This window comes from Pseudonocardia sp. CA-142604 (assembly GCF_050948475.1).
GTDB classification, from domain to species: domain Bacteria; phylum Actinomycetota; class Actinomycetes; order Mycobacteriales; family Pseudonocardiaceae; genus Pseudonocardia; species Pseudonocardia alaniniphila.
This window is the reverse complement of the sequence record NZ_CP192045.1, coordinates 7,304,894-7,321,680: the sequence shown is the minus strand read 5'-3', so window position 1 is coordinate 7,321,680 and position 16,787 is coordinate 7,304,894. Positions and strand designations below refer to the sequence as shown.

At 71.4% G+C, this 16,787-nt stretch carries 12 protein-coding genes; 7 read left to right on the top strand and 5 right to left on the bottom strand.

What is annotated here, in order from left to right:
* Positions 1-207 precede the first annotated feature (207 nt).
* Positions 208-1,623 carry a Si-specific NAD(P)(+) transhydrogenase gene (gene sthA, locus ACQPZQ_RS33170; protein ID WP_433287396.1) on the bottom strand — a complete coding sequence of 472 codons (1,416 nt, stop codon included), beginning with the start codon at positions 1,621-1,623 and terminating at the stop codon, positions 208-210.
* Positions 1,624-1,880: 257 nt separating this feature from the next.
* Here sthA and ACQPZQ_RS33165 point away from each other — a divergent pair, with 257 nt between their 5' ends.
* Positions 1,881-2,951, top strand: a complete 1,071-nt coding sequence (locus ACQPZQ_RS33165; protein ID WP_433287394.1) for a DUF4192 domain-containing protein — start codon at positions 1,881-1,883, stop codon at positions 2,949-2,951.
* A 17-nt stretch (positions 2,952-2,968) separates the two neighbouring features.
* Here the strand turns inward: ACQPZQ_RS33165 and galE are convergent, their stop codons facing one another.
* Positions 2,969-3,931 (bottom strand): UDP-glucose 4-epimerase GalE, encoded by a 963-nt coding sequence (galE, locus tag ACQPZQ_RS33160; RefSeq protein WP_433287392.1) that lies wholly within the window; start codon positions 3,929-3,931, stop codon positions 2,969-2,971.
* 126 nt (positions 3,932-4,057) lie between these two features.
* Positions 4,058-4,777 (bottom strand): iron dependent repressor, metal binding and dimerization domain protein, encoded by a 720-nt coding sequence (locus ACQPZQ_RS33155; RefSeq protein WP_433287390.1) that lies wholly within the window; start codon positions 4,775-4,777, stop codon positions 4,058-4,060.
* A gap of 218 nt (positions 4,778-4,995) precedes the next feature.
* Here ACQPZQ_RS33155 and ACQPZQ_RS33150 point away from each other — a divergent pair, with 218 nt between their 5' ends.
* A complete protein-coding gene (locus ACQPZQ_RS33150; RefSeq protein ID WP_433287388.1) occupies positions 4,996-6,165 on the top strand; it encodes an acetoin utilization protein AcuC in 1,170 nt (389 codons plus the stop codon).
* Positions 6,158-8,884 (top strand): GNAT family N-acetyltransferase, encoded by a 2,727-nt coding sequence (locus tag ACQPZQ_RS33145; RefSeq protein WP_433287386.1) that lies wholly within the window; start codon positions 6,158-6,160, stop codon positions 8,882-8,884. The genes ACQPZQ_RS33150 and ACQPZQ_RS33145 overlap by 8 nt, the downstream gene beginning before the upstream one ends.
* Positions 8,885-8,918: 34 nt before the next feature.
* On the opposite strand, the gene ACQPZQ_RS33140 is transcribed toward ACQPZQ_RS33145, so the two are convergent.
* Positions 8,919-10,568 (bottom strand): fumarate hydratase, encoded by a 1,650-nt coding sequence (locus ACQPZQ_RS33140; protein ID WP_433287384.1) that lies wholly within the window; start codon positions 10,566-10,568, stop codon positions 8,919-8,921.
* 201 nt (positions 10,569-10,769) lie between these two features.
* Between ACQPZQ_RS33140 and ACQPZQ_RS33135 the strand changes: the two genes are divergently transcribed.
* From ACQPZQ_RS33135 to ACQPZQ_RS33120, 4 genes are all read left to right on the top strand, one after another.
* A complete protein-coding gene (locus ACQPZQ_RS33135; protein WP_433287382.1) occupies positions 10,770-13,145 on the top strand; it encodes a xanthine dehydrogenase family protein molybdopterin-binding subunit in 2,376 nt (791 codons plus the stop codon).
* A 118-nt stretch (positions 13,146-13,263) separates the two neighbouring features.
* On the top strand, positions 13,264-14,433 hold the full coding sequence (locus tag ACQPZQ_RS33130) for a serine hydrolase domain-containing protein (protein ID WP_433287380.1): 1,170 nt from the start codon (positions 13,264-13,266) through the stop codon (positions 14,431-14,433).
* A gap of 100 nt (positions 14,434-14,533) precedes the next feature.
* Complete coding sequence (locus ACQPZQ_RS33125) at positions 14,534-15,364, top strand: fumarylacetoacetate hydrolase family protein (protein ID WP_433287378.1); 831 nt, start codon at positions 14,534-14,536, stop codon at positions 15,362-15,364.
* The gene (locus tag ACQPZQ_RS33120; RefSeq protein ID WP_433287377.1) at positions 15,361-16,101 is read left to right on the top strand and encodes a maleylpyruvate isomerase family mycothiol-dependent enzyme; all 741 of its coding nucleotides are present in this window, start codon (positions 15,361-15,363) and stop codon (positions 16,099-16,101) included. Before ACQPZQ_RS33125 ends, ACQPZQ_RS33120 begins: the two co-directional genes overlap by 4 nt.
* A gap of 76 nt (positions 16,102-16,177) precedes the next feature.
* Here the strand turns inward: ACQPZQ_RS33120 and ACQPZQ_RS33115 are convergent, their stop codons facing one another.
* Positions 16,178-16,741 carry a nitroreductase family protein gene (locus ACQPZQ_RS33115; protein ID WP_433287375.1) on the bottom strand — a complete coding sequence of 188 codons (564 nt, stop codon included), beginning with the start codon at positions 16,739-16,741 and terminating at the stop codon, positions 16,178-16,180.
* Between the last annotated feature and the right edge of the window lie 46 nt (positions 16,742-16,787).

The window sequence follows — 16,787 nt, the reverse complement described above, 5'->3', positions numbered from 1 at the left end:
CTCGACATCGAGACGAACAGGCGGCGCCACAGGGGACAACGACCATCGAAATTCTTCCAGATGCCGACAGTGCCCTGACCGAGAGCGGCTGCCCCGACCGCTGGAAACCGGCCCGGATCGGGTTCCTCCCGCGCATCCCACCCTCGACGGTGCACCGAGTGTTGACCCGCTACTGCATCGCGCTCGCGGACCACCCACAACCAGCGGCTACTGGTCCTCGATCCCGAACACGCTGAGCGCACGCATCTTGTTCGTGACGTCCAGCGCCGCCACCTTGTACGCCTCGGACAGCGTCGGGTAGTTCAGCACCGTGTCGACGAGGTAGTCGACGGTGCCGCCGCAACCCATGATGGCCTGGCCGATGTGTACGAGGTCGGTGGCGTTGGTGCCGAACACGTGCACGCCGAGCAGCTTGTGGTCCTCGGTGGACACCAGGAGCTTGAGCATCCCGTAGGAGTCACCGACGATCGCCCCGCGTGCGAGCTCGCGGTAGCGCGACATCCCCACCTCGTACGGCACTGCCGACGCCGTCAGCTCCGCCTCGGTCTTCCCGCAGTAGGAGATCTCGGGAACCGTGTAGATGCCGATGGGCTGCAGCTGCTGCAGCTCCCGCACCGGCTCTCCGAAGGCGTGGTTGGCGGCGAGGCGTCCCTGGTCCATGCTCGTGGCCGCGAGCGCGGGGAAACCGATGACGTCGCCCACGGCGAAGATGTGGGGCACCGCGGTGCGGTACTGCCCGTCCACCGTGATCCGCCCGCGCTTGTCGGCGGCCAGGCCCGCCTTCTCCAGGGCGAGCTCGTCGGTGACGCCCTGGCGGCCTGCCGAGTACATCACCATGTCCGCGGCGATCCGCTTGCCGCTCGCGAGGCTCGTGACCGTGCCCTTCGGGGTGATCTCGACCTTCTCTACCTCCTCACCGAACCGGAACGTGACGGCCTGGTCGCGCAGGTGGAACTTGAGCGACTCGACGACCTCGGGATCGCAGAAGTCGAGCATCGAGGGACGCTTCTCCACGACGGTGACGCGCGTGCCGAGCGCAGCGAACATCGATGCGTACTCGATGCCGATCACCCCGGCACCGACGACCACCAGAGAGCCGGGCACGCGCTGCAGCGTCAGGATGGCGTCGGAGTCGATCACGTGCTCCTCGTCGAACTCCACCGCAGGCGGCCGGGCCGGCTTCGTGCCGGTGGCGATGATGATGTTCTCCGCGGTGACGGTGTTGTGGTCGCCGCGCCCCTCGCCCTCGACGACGACGGTGTGCGGGTCCTCGAAGCGGGCGGTGCCGCCCAGGATGTCGATGTGGTTGCGCAGCAACTGGTTGCGCACCACCTCGACCTCGCGCCCGACGACGTGGGTGGTGCGGGCAAGCAGGTCGCCGATCGTGATCTCGGCCTTGACCCGGTAGCTGGCGCCGTACATGTCCCGCTGGGCGAACCCGGTGAGGTAGAGCACGGCCTCCCGCAGAGTCTTCGACGGGATCGTGCCCGTGTTCACACAGACACCGCCCATCATGTTGCGCCGTTCCGCGACGCACACCCGCTTGCCGAGCTTCGCGGCCGCGATCGCCGCCTTCTGACCGCCGGGTCCTGAGCCGATCACCAGCAGGTCGTAGTCGTACACGGGAACGTCCTCCCCCTCACTTCGCTCGGCAGGCGCCCACCTGATCAGCGCCGGTGGCGGCCCAGCCACGCTGGCCAGCGTCGCGGGCGGAGGCACCCCGCGGCAAGCGCGGGAGGTTAACAGTCGACGACGACAATCCGGCGTCGTCGTCCACAAGGCGGCTTCGGGAGCCGATCTCGGGCGCTCGCGGACGCGGTGGTCCACAGGTGCGCGGTCAACGGCGCCCGGACGGCTGCGGCGTCCCCGATGCTCGACGCATGGCAACTTCCGACATCCCCCGCTCCGCCTCGCCCTGGCGATCGCCGTCCGGTCCGGCGGTCCGGGTCCGCGAGCCAGGTGAGCTGGTGGCGGCCGTACCGGTGCTGCTCGGCTTCCATCCCCGCGAGTCCCTCGTGCTCGTGGCCACCGGCGGCGGGTCCGGCCGCAGGCTGGGGCTCACGTTGCGGGTCGACCTCCCCCCGCCCGAACATGTGCGCGACCATGCCACCTGCGCCGCCGAGCACCTGCTCCTCGACACCCCCACCGGAGCCGCGGTCGTCGTGGTCGCCGCCGCCGCTTCTCCGCACATGGAGCTGGTCGGGCATGTGATCCAGGCATTGGAACGGCACCAGGTGCGTGCCCACACCGTGCTGTGGGCGGAGAGCACGAGCGAAGGTGCCCGCTGGTCCTACTACGGCACCTGCGAGTGCACCGGCGTCGTGCCCGACTTCTCCACCACCACGTTCGCAGCGGCTGCAGTTACCGCGGGCCAGGTCGTGTGGGCCGATCGGCGCGAGCTCGAGGCACTGGTCGCGCCGGCCGACCCGGAGCGGATCCGGAGGCGGGAGGCGTTGCTGATCCAGGCCACGGACGAAGCGCTGGCCCGGGCCGATCCCGGTGCCGTCGTCGACGCCGCGGTCGTCGATGCCGCCGTCGCCGACGCTGCAGCCGATCGGCTGGTGCTCGACGACGCCAGGGTCGTCGCGCTCGCCGGGGCGCTCGCTGTCCCGGCCATCCGTGATGCAGCCCTGCTGCAGTGCATCGGGCCGGCAGCGGTGGCAGCAGAACAACTCTGGACGGCGCTGGTCCGCGAGACCCCTGATCCCGAGGCCGCCGAACCCGCCGTGCTGCTGGCCGTGTCGGCCCTGATGCGCGGCGACGGGGCGCTCGCCAACATCGCGCTCGACCGGGCCGAACACGCATGGCCCGGTCATCGGCTGGCCGCGATCGTGCGCTCGGGTCTGCTCGGAATGCGTCCCGAGCAGATCAGGGAGTTGCTGCGCGACTGCGAGGGGCACGTCGGTGGCGCCGCCCGTCGCGAGCGGCTGCTGCGAAGGGGCCGCTCGTGATCACGCCACCGCGCGGCTCAGACGGGCTGCCTGCTCTGGGTGAAGCGCCAGGCGTCGCCCACGATCCTGGTGATGTCCGTGAACTGCGGGCGCCAGCCGAGATCGGTCATCGCGGCCTCGCTGGAGGCGATGAGCACCGCAGGGTCGCCGTCCCGTCGCGGTGCCACGGTGGTGGGGATCGGATGGCCGGTCACGGTCCGGCAGGCATCGATCACCTCGCGCACGGAGAAGCCCGTTCCACTACCCAGGTTGTAGATGGAGTGCACGCCCGGCCGGGCGTACTCCAACGCCAGCAGATGAGCCGCGGCCAGGTCGTCGACGTGGATGTAGTCGCGCACGCACGTGCCGTCGGGCGTGGGCCAGTCGTCCCCGAACACCTGCACCATGTCGCGCGTACCGGACGCCACCTGCAGCACGAGCGGGATGAGGTGCGTCTCCACCGTGTGCCGCTCGCCGAAGCGGCCGTGCGCGCCGGCCACATTGAAGTAGCGCAGGCTCACCGCAGCCAGGCCGTGCGCGACCGCGTACGACCTGATCGCGTGGTCGATGGCGAGCTTGCTGGAGCCGTAGGGGTTGGTGGGCCGGGTGGGGGCGTCCTCGCGGATCGGCACCTGCTCGGGCTCGCCGTAGGTGGCCGCGGTGGAGGAGAACACCAGCCGGGGCGTTCCGTGATGGCGGATGGCCTCGAGCAGCCGGAACGTGGTCACGACGTTGCCCGACCAGTACAGCTCCGGCTGCTTCACCGACTCGCCCACGAGCGACTTGGCGGCGAAGTGCAGCACTCCGTCGAAGCCTTCGGCCAGCACGTCGTCCGCCGCTTCGGCCAGGTCGGCCCGCACGAAATGCGCGCCATCGGGCACCGCGTCCTGGTGGCCGGTGGAGAGGTCGTCGAGCACCGTCACGTCGTGGCCTGCGTCCACCAGGTGCGCGGCACAGACACTGCCGACGTAGCCGGCTCCACCGGTGACGAGCAGCTTCACGAGGTTCCTCCTGGGACGGGCCGGCTGCCGGGGCGTCACGCCGACCGCCACCGCGATGCGGATCGGGTCGGCGGCGCACACCGTCTCATGCCGCTTCCGCCCACCGGACGAGGGGGAGGAGCGGGGTCAGCGCGCTCGCACGAGCACGGCGTGCGCGATGAGCGGTGCCACCGTGGCCTCCGCGCCTTCGGCCGCCACGGGCACCGCATCGCCGAAGCGGGAGATGGAACGCACCTGCACGTCGCCGCCTGGCACGATGCCCGCGCATTTGAGCTCGGCCATCAGGTCGGCGTCCACCTGCACGTGCTCGGCGATCCGCCGCACCTCCACCATGCCGCCACCGCGCCTGGCGAACTCGTCGAGCCGCTGCAGCCCCACCTCGAGCGTGGGCGGTGCGGAGACGGCCACCGTCGCGGCGTCGTGGCGCTGCGAGAGCTCGTCCAGCCCCGGGATCGGGTTGCCGTAGGGGGAGATGGTGGGGTTGTCGAGCAACTGCACGAGCTTGCGCTCCACGGCGTCGCTCATCACGTGCTCCCACCGGCATGCCTCGGCGTGCACCAGCTCCCACTCGAGCCCGATCACGTCGGAGAGGAGCCGCTCGGCCAGCCGGTGCTTGCGCATCACCGACACGGCCCGGGCCCGACCGCTGTCGGTCAGCTCCAGATGCCGGTCGCCTGCCACCACCACGAGGCCGTCGCGCTCCATCCGGGCGACGGTTTGGCTTACCGTCGGGCCGCTCTGGCCGAGGCGCTCCGCGATCCGCGCGCGCAGGGGTACGACGCCCTCCTCCTCGAGTTCGTAGATCGTCCGGAGGTACATCTCGGTCGTGTCGATGAGCTCATTCACGCGCCCAGCCCCTTCGTCAATACCCCATCTTATCTGGGCAGTGGCTCGTCGAGGTCCGCCAACCCCGGCAGAATCGGCCAGGTGGCCACCCTATTGCCACCATTGGTCGCTTCGTCAGGCCTGCCACCCACTTCTCACGCTCCCATTCGGCACGCCCGGCGGCCACCAGGGCGGCGCCCTGGGGCGCGCTGGGCCTGCTGATCCCTTACGGTCGCGCCATGACTCCGCGAGCCGCGGTTGTGTGGACGCCCGAGTTCCTGCGCTATGACCTCGGCGGCGAGCATCCGCTCGACCCTGTCCGTCTCGACCTGACAATGCGTCTCGCCACCGGGCTCGGAATTCTGGAAGGCGTCGAACCACTGGTTCCCGAGCAGGCGCCGGACGAGGAGATCAGACGGATCCACGTGCCCTCGTACCTCGCGGCGGTGAAGTCGGCTCCCGACAACCCGTTCGGAGTGGGCCACGGGCTCGGCACGGAGGACAACCCGGTCTTCTTCGACATGCACGAGGCCAGCGCGCTGGTGTGCGGCGGCTCCCTGCTGGCCGCCAGGGAGATCGCCGAGGGCCGGGCCGACCGCGCCGTCAACATCGCAGGCGGGCTCCACCACGCGATGGCCGACCACGCGTCCGGGTTCTGTGTCTACAACGACTGCGCCGTCGCGATCTCCTGGCTGCTCGACCACGGATTCGACCGGATCGCCTACATCGACGTCGACGTCCACCACGGCGACGGCGTGCAGGCCGCGTTCTACAGCGACCCGAGGGTCCTCACCATCTCCCTGCACCAGCACCCGATGACGCTGTGGCCGGGCACGGGGTGGCCGGGTGAGTACGGCGAGGGCAAGGGCGCCGGATACGCGGTCAACCTGCCGTTGCCGCCCGGCACGGCCGACGGCGCGTGGCTGCGTGCGTTCCACGCGGTCGTGCCGTCGCTGATCACCGAGTTCCGCCCGCAGATCCTCGTCACCCAGTGCGGGGTGGACACCCACGTCGAGGATCCCTTGGCCAACCTCGGGCTGTCCGTCGACGGCCACCGGGCCATCTACCGGGAGCTGCGTCAGCTGGCCGAGCACGCGGCGGGCGGGAAGTGGCTGGCTCTCGGGGGTGGCGGGTATGGGCTGTTCCGTGTGGTGCCGCGGTCGTGGACACACCTCGTCTCCACGGTGCTCGATCGCGACGTCGAGCCCCACCGGCCGCTGCCGGCCGGGTGGGTGGCCCACGCCGCGGGGCTCACCGGGCAGCGGCTGCCCACCGAGATGACCGACGGCCGCGAGATCGGTTACGAGCCCTGGACCGAAGGTTCCGACCGCGTCGACGCCGCCGTGCTCGAAACCAGGCGAGCGGTCTTCCCCCTCCACGGCCTCGACCCCGACGACCCGCGTGACTGAGGTCGACCCCGCGCCGGGCGCCGAGGCGCAGCCGAGCTATCCCCGTCACTGGGAGGCCGACGTCGTGGCCTCCGACGGCGGCATCGTGCACCTGCGCCCGATCCTGCCCAGCGACGCCGATGCGCTCGTGCGGTTCCACGCGAGCCTGTCGGAACGCACCCGCTACCTGCGGTTCTTCGGGCACTATCCGCGGATCCCGCCGCGCGATCTCGAGCGGTTCACCCGCGTCGACCACCACACGCGGGTGGCGTTCATCTGCCTGCTGGGCGACGAGATCATCGCTGTCGGGCGATACGAGGGGCTTCCCGGCGAGGGCGGGCCGGGTGATACCGCGGGCACGGAGGGCTCGGACTCGGCGGAGGTCGCGTTCGTCGTCCGCGACTCGCACCAGGGCCGCGGTCTCGGTTCGATCCTGCTGGAGCACCTGGCTGCTGCCGCCCGGGAGAACGGGCTTCGCCGGTTCGTCGCCGAGGTGCTGATCGAGAACCACCAGATGGTGCGGGTCTTCCGGGATGCCGGCTACCAGGTGAGCCGGACGTTCGACGAGGGCACGCTCCACCTCGAGTTCGACATCGATCCCACCGAGCGCTCACTCGCCGTCCGCGACTCGCGCGAGCAGCGGGCCGAGGCGCGCAGCGTGCACAACCTCCTGCACCCCACCTCCGTGGCGGTGATCGGCGCGTCCACCGACCCCGCCAAGATCGGCCATGCCGCCCTGTCCAACCTGCTGCGGGCCAACTTCAGCGGGCCGGTCTACCCGGTCAACCCCGAGGCCCGCTCGGTCCGTGGCGTGCGTGCCTACGGCTCGGTCACCGACATCCCGGACGCCGTCGACCTCGCCGTGGTCGCCGTGCCCGCCGCGGGGATCGACACGGTGATGGACTCCTGCCTGGCCAAAGGCGTCAAGGCGCTGGTTCTGATGAGCGCGGGGTTCGCCGATGCGGGGGAGGGAGGCCTCGTCGCGGAGCGGCGGCTGGTCGCGGAGGCGCGCGCCCACGGGATGCGGGTGGTCGGTCCGAATGCGCTCGGGGTGGCCAACACCGACTCCGAGATCCGCCTCAACGCCACCCTCGCCCCTGACCTGCCCGGTCGTGGCCGAGTGGGGTTCTTCTCCCAGTCCGGCGCCCTCGGCATCGCGATCCTCGCCGCCGCCAAGGAGCGGGGGCTCGGCCTGTCCACGTTCGTCTCCGCGGGGAACCGCGCGGACCTCTCGGGCAACGACCTGCTGCAGTACTGGCAGACCGACCCCGCCACCGATGTGGTGCTGCTGTACCTGGAGACGTTCGGCAACCCGCGCAAGTTCGCCCGGCTCGCGCGCCGCCTGGCGCGCACCAAGCCGATCGTGGCGGTGAAGAGCGGCCGCCACTCCGCCGCCGTGCCGGCGTTCGCGGCGAGCGGGGTGCCGATCGACGAGGCGAGCGTCCAGGCCCTGTTCGAGCAGGCAGGCGTGATCCGCGTCGAGACGCTGTCGCAGCTGTTCGACACCGCGCTCCTGCTGGCCTACCAGCCGTTGCCCGCCGGGCCGCGGGTGGCCGTGGTGGGCAACTCCACCGCGTTGGGGCTCCTCGTCGGCGACGCGCTGCTCGACGAGGGAATGGAGCTCGCCGGGCCACCGGTCGACGTCGGTGCGAGCGCCCCGCCCGAGGAGCTCGCCGCCGCCGTCGCCTGGGCCATCGGCGACGCCGGGGCGTCGGGCGAGGCCGCTGGAGCCGATGCACTCGTCGTGGTGTTCGTGCCCCCCATCGCCGTCCCGGGCGCGGCCTACGCACGGGCACTGCGTGAGGCCGTCGCGAGAGCGGACAAGCCCGTGGTCGCGGTCTTCCTCGCGGCGGAGGGGGTGCCGGCCGAGCTGGCCGTGCCCCGCGAGGACGGCGGGCCGGGGCCGGGATCCGTGCCCAGCTACCCGAGCCCGGAGCGGGCGGCGGCCGCGCTCGCCCGGGTCAGCCGGTACGCCCGGTGGCGCTCGCGGCCCGTCGGGCAGTTCGTCTGCCCGCCGGGGCTCTACACGGAGCAGGCCCGGGAGCTGGTGGAGCGGTTCGGTGGGGGAGCACGCACTGAGCTCAGCGACGAGCAGGCGGTCGACCTGCTCGCCTGCTTCGGCATCGCGGTCGTCGACTTCCGCCGCGTCTCCGGAGCCGATGCCGCCGTCGCCGCCGCCGAGGAGCTCGGCTACCCGGTGGTGCTGAAGGCGGTCGGCGACCGCTGGCGGCACCGCACCGATCTCGTCGGGGTGCACCTCGACGTCGGCACGAGCGGCGGGGTGCGCCGCGCTCACGCGGACATCGCCCGGCTGACCGGCAGCGGCGAGGCCTACGTGCAGCGGATGGCGCCGAAGGGGGTCTCGTGCGTCCTGGAGGTCGTCGACGACCCGTCGTTCGGTTCGCTGCTGTCGTTCGGGCTCTCGGGGATGGCCACCGAGCTGCTCGGGGACCGCGCGTTCCGGGTGGTGCCGGTGTCGGACCAGGACGCGGCCGCGCTGGTCCGCGCACCGCGGGCGGCCCCGCTGCTGGCCGGCTACCGCGGCACCGAGCCGGTCCGGCTGGACGCACTGGAGGAGCTGGTGCTGCGTGTCGGCCGGATCGCCGAGGACCTGCCGCAGGTGCGCTCGCTCGCCCTCGACCCGGTGCTCGCCTCGGCCGAGGGCGTGTTCGTCGCCGGGGCGCGGATCGTGCTGGGGCCGCCGCCCACACGGCGGGAGAGCGGCCCCCGCCGCATCTGAGAGGTAGCCCCCGACCGCTACACGGTGCGGGCGGTCACCGCCGGAAAGACACCTGCAGCGTCGGCTGGCTGACCCCGGCGAAGAAGTCGTTGCCCTTGTCGTCCACCACGACGAACGCCGGGAAGTCCTCCACCTCGATCTTCCACACCGCTTCCATGCCGAGCTCGGGATACTCCAGGACGTCGACCTTGCGGATGCAGTCCTGGGCGAGCCGGGCGGCCGGGCCACCGATCGAGCCGAGGTAGAACCCTCCGTAGGTGGCGCAGGAGGTGGTGACCTGCTTCGACCGGTTGCCCTTCGCGAGCATCACCAGCGAGCCGCCTGCGGCCTGGAACTGCTCGACGTAAGAGTCCATGCGGCCCGCCGTGGTGGGCCCGAACGAACCGGAGGCGTAGCCCTCGGGCGTCTTGGCGGGCCCGGCGTAGTAGACGGGGTGGTTGCGCAGGTACTCGGGCATGGGCTCGCCGGCCTCCAGCCGTTCCGCGATCTTCGCGTGCGCGATGTCGCGCGCCACGACGAGCGGGCCGGTGAGCGAGACACGTGTCTTCACCGGCAGCGACGAGAGCTGTGCGCGGATCTCGTCCATCGGCCGGTTCAGGTCGACGTGCACGACCTCTTCGGAGAGGTCCTCGGACGTGGTCTCGGGGAGGTAGCTCGCGGGGTCGCGCTCGAGCTGCTCCAGGAAGACACCCTCCGGCGTGATCTTGGCCTTGGCCTGCCGGTCGGCCGAGCACGACACCGCGATGCCCACCGGGAGCGACGCGCCGTGGCGGGGCAACCGGATGACGCGCACGTCGTGGCAGAAGTACTTGCCGCCGAACTGGGCGCCGATGCCGAACTCGCGGGTGAGCTCGAGGACCTGCTGCTCGAGGTCGCGGTCGCGGAACGCGTGGCCGATGTCGGAACCGGCGTCGGGGAGCGTGTCGAGGTAGCGCGCGGAGGCGAGCTTGGCGACCTTGAGCGTGTACTCGGCGGACATCCCGCCGACCACGATCGCGAGGTGGTAGGGCGGGCAGGCCGAGGTGCCGAGCGAGCGCAGCTTCTCGTCGAGGAAGCCGGCGAGCTTCTTCGGGTTCAGCAGCGCCTTGGTCTCCTGGTAGAGGAACGTCTTGTTGGCCGAGCCGCCCCCCTTGGCCATCACCAGGAACTCGTACTTCGGCGCCTGGCCCGGAGCGCTGTAGAGCTCGACCTGGGCCGGGAGGTTGGTGCCGGTGTTCTTCTCGTCCCAGAACGACGTGGGTGCCATCTGCGAGTAGCGCAGGTTGAGCTCGTCGTAGGCCTCGAAGATGCCGCGCGAGACGGCCTCCTCGTCGTTGCCGCCGGTCAGCACCGTCTCGGTGCGCTTGCCGATGACGATCGCGGTGCCCGTGTCCTGGCACATCGGGAGCACGCCGCCCGCCGAGACGCACGCGTTGCGCAACAGGTCGGTGGCCACGAACCGGTCGTTGGGCGACGCCTCGGGGTCGTCGACGATGGCGCGCAGCTGGGCAAGGTGCGACGGGCGCAGCATGTGCTGGATGTCGTGCACGGCCTCGCGCACGAGCGCGGTGATCGTGGTGGGGTCGATGTCCAGGAAGGTGCGACCCGCGGCCTCGATGACCCGGCCCGGTGGAAGGTCGAGACGGCGGTATTCCGTGTCGTCGGGGCCGAGGGGAAGCACGTCGGTGTGGCGGAACTCGGGCACGCACCGAAAGTAACAGCGCGGCGGTGACCGGGTGAGGTTGGCGTAGGTCGGGAGGCCGGACCGGCCCCCGACCAGTCCGACCCCCCGGGGACGCGCGAACGGACGGGCCGACCGCGCAAGCACGCCCTGAGACCTTCTCCCGTGCAGCCCGGAACGTCAACTTGTGGCCATGGCTAATCAGATATCCGTAGGGTCAGCGCCATGGCTGGATCGATTCTCGGCACCTCCGTCCGCCGAGTGGAAGACCTTCAACTGATCACCGGTGCGAGCACCTATGTCGGGAATCTCGCCCTCGATGGCGTCCTGCACGCCGCTTTCGTCCGTTCGCCGCTGGCCCATGCCCGGATCGTCGGGATCGACACCACCGAGGCGAAGGCCGCTCCCGGGGTCGTCGCGGTCTTCACCGCTGCCGATCTCGGCCTCCCCGCCCACCACGGGCTCATGGTCGTCAACCCCGACCTCCCCCGCCCGCCGCTCGCCACCGACCGTGTGCGCTTCGTCGGAGAGGCGGTGGCGGTCGTGATCGGCGAGACGAAGGCCGCCGCCGTCGACGCGGCCGAGCTCGTCGAGGTCGACTACGACCCGCTCCCTGCCGTGGTCGACCTGGAGGCCGCGCTGGATCCCGCCTCCGAGCCGCAGTTCCCGGATCTGGGAAGCAACATCGCGGCGGGCGCCCGCTCCGACAACGACCCGCTCGCCGACGCCGAGGTGGTCGTCCGCGCGCGGATGGTCAACCAGCGACTCGCGGTGATGCCCATGGAGGGCAACGCGATCGCCGTACTCCCCGGCCCGTGGGGCGAGGAGGGCGCGAACGACGAGCTGACGATCTGGGTGTCCACCCAGATGCCGCACGGCTTCCGCAACCAGACGTCCGCTGTTCTCGGACTCGAGGCCGACCGCGTGCGGGTGATCACCCCGCACGTGGGCGGTGGTTTCGGCGGCAAGGCGGGTCTCCTCGCCGAGCACACCGTCGTGATCGGGGCGGCGCGCGCCCTCGGCCGGCCGGTCACGTGGGTGGAGACCCGCTCGGAGAACCTCGTCTCGATGCCGCACGGCCGCGCGCAGGTGGGGTACTACGAGCTCGGGCTCACCCGTGAGGGCGCCATCACCGGCATGCGGGCCCGGGTGGTGGCCGACGCCGGCGCCTACGCCGGGTTCAACGGCGGCCTGGTGATGGGCCCGACATACCTGATGAGCCAAGGCGTCTACCGGACGCCGAAGATCGGGTTCGACGCAGCCGCGGCGCTCACCAACACCACGCCGGTCGGTGCCTTCCGGGGAGCCGGGCGCCCGGAGGCCACGGCTTACCTCGAGCGGATGATGGATCTCGCGGCCGACGAGCTCGGCCTCGACCCGGTGGAGATCCGCCGGCGCAACTTCATCCAGCCGACCGAGTTCCCCTACAAGACGATCCCCGGTGCCCACTACGACATCGGCGACTACGACCTCCCGCTTCGGGAGGCGCTGCGGCTCGTCGACTACGAGAAGGTCCGCGAGGAGCAGGCCACCCGCCGGGAGGCGGGCGACCCGGTGATGCTCGGCATCGGCGTGAGCGTGTACGTCGAGATCACCGCGGGTGGCGGCGGCACCGAGTTCGGCTCGGTCACCGTGCACGCCGACGGCTCGGCCACGATCTCGGCGGGCACGTCCGGCCACGGCCAGGGCCACCCGACGGCGTTCGCCATGCTCGCCAGCGACCGCCTCGGCATCCCGATGGAGAAGATCCGCTTCGTGCAGTCCGACACCGCGGCCGTTCCGCGCGGTGGTGGGACGGGTGGTTCGAGGTCGCTGCAGATGGGCGGCAACGCCGTGCGTGCCGCGGCCGAGGACGTGCTGGAGCAGGCGAGGCGGCGCGCCGCGGCGATGCTCGAGGCGTCGGTCGACGACGTGCAGCTCACCGAGGACGGCGAGTTCGGCGTGGCCGGTGTGCCGTCGGTGACGCTCACCTGGGCGCAGGTGGCGGGCGCGGCGGAGAACGACGGCGCGCAGCTCGCGGCCGCGCTCGACTTCCGCCAGGAAGGTGCCACGTTCCCGTTCGGGGCGCACGTGTCGGTGGTCGAGGTCGACACCGAGACCGGCCGGGTGACGCCGCGGCGGCACGTCGCGGTGGACGACTGCGGGCGCATCCTCAACCCGCTGCTCGTCAACGGGCAGCAGCACGGCGGCCTCGCGCAGGGCATCGCGCAGGCGTTGTACGAGGAGATCGTCTACGACTCCGAGGGGCAGCCGCTCACCGGCACGCTGGCCGACTACCGGATGCCGAGCGCGGCCGACCTCTTCACGTTCGAGACCGCCAACACCGAGACGCCCACACCGATGAACCCGTTGGGCGCCAAGGGGATCGGCGAGTCCGCCACGGTCGGCGCCACACCTGCCGTGCAGAACGCGGTGGTGGACGCGCTGCGCCCGCTCGGCGTGCGGCACGTCGACCTCCCGTGCACCCCGGAGCGGGTGTGGCGGGCGGTCCAGGACGCCCGTAGCGGGCACCCTGCCGATCTCTGGCGCGAGCCGCCGGCAGCCTTCGCCTCGCTGCCCGTTCGCCCGGGTGGCGAGGTCGTGGAGGGCGGCGAGATCTGAGTTCTGCCCGGCTCCTCCCCGTCCGGATAGGGCGCGGTGCGTTTGTGCGTGACCGCGTCGGCTGATCGCTCCACAGTGTGACCGGAGTGACACACATCCGGACGGGGAGGAGCTGCCGGTGAGCTCGACCATCGATGCCTCGGCGATCGACGCGGTGCTGCGTGACGGGGTCGAGTCCGGGGCGATGCCCAACGCGGTGGCGATCGCGGCCGACCGTGACGGGGTGATCTACGAAGGGGCGGCAGGCCCCCGGGTGGCAGGCGGCACCGATCAGGTGTCGCCCGACACCCATTTCCGGATCATGTCGATGACCAAGATGGTGGCCACGGTGGCCGCGCTGCAGTTGGTGGAGCAGGGCGCCCTGGACCTTGACGCGCCGGTGGAGGCGTATCGCCCGGAGTTCGCCGAGGTACAGGTGCTGGAGGGCTTCGAAGGGGACACGCCCCGGCTGCGGGCCCCGGCGAGCCGGGCCACGGTGCGGCACCTCGTCACGCACACCAGCGGCCTGAGCTACTGGTTCTGGAACGCCGACGTCGCCCGCTGGCAGGAGCTGACCGGCACTCCGACCGTCACGTCCGGCAAGGACATCGCGTTCACCGCGCCGCTGGTGGCCGACCCGGGCACCCGCTACGAGTACGGGATCAACACGGACTGGCTGGGCCGGGTCATCGAGGCGGCGTCCGGGACGACCCTGGATGTGGCGATCGCGCAGGGCATCACCGGCCCGCTCGGGATGCGGGAGACCTCGTTCGCGCCCACCGACGCGCAGCGGGCGAACACCGCCGCGGTCCATGTCAAGGGCGAGGACGGCCGTTGGACCGACATCGGAGAGATCCTCCCGGCCACACCGGACTTCTGGGCGGGCGGGCACGGGCTCTACTCGACCCCGCGCGACTACCTGAAGTTCCAGCGGGCCCTGCTGGGCGGGGGCACGTTCGAGGACGCCACGATCCTGAAGCCGGCCACGGTGGAGGCGGCGTTCACCAACCAGATCGGGGACCTGGACTTCCCGGCCTCGATCGACACCGCGGACCCTCGTTCGTCTCACGGGTTCAATCCGGGCCCGGGCTGCAAGTGGGGCTACGGGCTGCTGCTCAACACCGCTGACGTGCCGGGGATGCGCCGGGCCGGCAGCGGCGCCTGGGCCGGGCTGATGAACACCCACTTCTGGGTCGACCGCACCACGGGGGTCACGGGTGCGATCTACAGTCAGTCACTGCCGTTCGTCCCCGAGGAGGCTCTCGCGGTGTACAACGCCTTCGAAAGTGCCCTCTACGTGAACCTCTGAAGCCCTATGTGGGTACTCCACGGCGATGCACGCCCCCCGAAAGTGTGGTCGCCACGGCGCTCGGCGAGACTCGCACCGTGACGACAGGTGAGGAGACGCGATGAGGCTGGCGACGATCCGCACGGCGACCGGGAACCGCGCGGTCCGGGTGGATGCCAATGCAGCCGTCGAGACGGGCGAGGCCGATGTGCGGGCGCTGCTGGAGCGCCCCGACTGGGCTGCGCATGCGGCCAACGCGGCCGGTCCGTCGCACCCTCTGGAGGGCCTGGACTACGCGCCGCTGGTGCCGTCCCCCGAGAAGATCATCTGCGTCGGGCTGAACTACCGCGACCACGTGCGGGAGATGGGCCACGAGATGCCCGACTACCCCACCCTGTTCGCGAAGTACGCCCCGTCGCTGGTCGGCGCCTACGACGACATCATCCTGCCGAGGGTGTCGGAGAAGATCGACTGGGAGGTCGAGTTCACCGTCGTGATCGGCCGTCCGGTCCGGCACGCGACGCCTGAGCAGGCCGAGGCGGCGATCGCGGGCTACACGGTGCTCAACGACGTGAGCGTGCGCGACTACCAGAGCCGCACCTCGCAGTTCCTGCAGGGCAAGACCTTCGAGAAGACCACGCCGCTGGGCCCCTGGCTGGTCACGCCCGACGAGGTGCCGGACGGCGGCCTGGAGGTCACCACCGTCGTCGACGGGGAGACGCTGCAGAGCTCCAGCACCGCCGAGCTCGTGTTCAACCCGGTGGACCTCGTGGTCTACCTGTCCACGATCATGACGCTGAACCCCGGCGACGTGATCGCCACCGGCACGCCCGGCGGCGTCGGCCACGCCCGCAAGCCTCCGCGCTACCTGACCGACGGCGCGAAGGTCGTCACCACGGTGGCCGGGGTCGGCGAGTGCCGCAACACGTGCCGCCTCGAGCCGATGCCATGACCAGTCCGGCCAACATCGGCACGAGCCCGCGGTCGCTGACCAACAGCCTCGCGTGGGCGGCCGACGGCGCAGCGCACCTACGTGGGCTGATGACGCGGATGGGCGACGACGCCTTCGCGGCGCCGTCGGCCCTGCCGGGTTGGAGCCGGGCGCATGTGCTGACGCACCTCGCCCGCAGCGCCGACGGCATGGTCAACCTGCTCACCTGGGCCCGCACCGGCGTGCGCACCCCTGCCTACACCAGCCTGGAGCAGCGCAGCGCCGACATCGAGGCCGGCGCAGCCCGCAAGCCCGCCGAGATCCGTGACGACGTCGTCACGTCATCGGACCGGCTGGCCCAGGTCGTGCGGAAGATGCCGCGCGAGGCGTGGTCGGCGAGGGTCACGAACGTGCAGGGCCGGGAGATCCCGGCGTCCGAGATCCCCTGGATGCGGGCGCGCGAGATGTGGATCCACGCCGTCGACCTCGACGTCGGGGCGTCGTTCGCCGACCTGCCGGCGCCGATGCTCGCGGAGCTGCTCACCGAGGTGGCGTCGATGATGGGGGAGAAGACCGACTGCCCCGGCCTTCGTCTGGTCGCCCCTGAGCGTTCCTGGAACACCCGCGACGTGCCCGACCCGGTGACCGTCACCGGGCCTGCTCCCGAGCTGGTGGCGTGGCTGCTCGGCCGCAGCACGGGCAGGCCGCTGCGCTGCATCGACGGCGGGAAGCTCCCGGCGCTGCCGCGCTGGCTCTGACCGGCGAGGCCGTGACGGTCGCGGGGAGGATCCGTTCTCCCCGCGACCGGTCGTCGGTATCGGCCGATGCGGGAGCTCAGCCGAGCCAGGTGACGGGCGGCTCGGCTGCCGGACGCGGCGCGGGCTCGGCGCCCGCCGGTGTGCCGAGGTAGACCCAGCCCATCACTTCTTCGCCGTCGTCGAGCCCGAGGTGGGCACGCACCTTCGGCGCGTCGCCGTACCACCCGGTGCGCCACATCGCCCCGACACCGCGGACGTGGGCGGCGAGCACGACGCCGTACGCCACGCAGGCCGCTGAGGCGCGCTGCTCCCACAAGGGGACCTTCGGGTGCTCCCGCGGCGCCGACACGACCACGACGATCAACGGGGCGCGCAGCGCCTTCACGCGGGTGCGGCGCAGATCATCGGGACCGGCGTTCGGATCGCGCTCGGCGTGGGCCGCCGCGAAGGCGTCGCCGAGAGCCTCCCGTGCCGTCTCCTCGACCACGATGAACCGCCACGGACGAAGGCGCGCGTGGTCGGGCGCGGAGCATGCGGCGACCAGAATCTCTTGTAGCGTCTCGCGGGGTGGGGCGGGCAAGGCCAGCGCAGCCCTCGATCGCCGATCACGCAGTACTGACAGCGGATCCGCACCGCTCACCGACACCTCCGACCGTGAGAGTTGCTGTAAGGCTAGCCTTATTTCT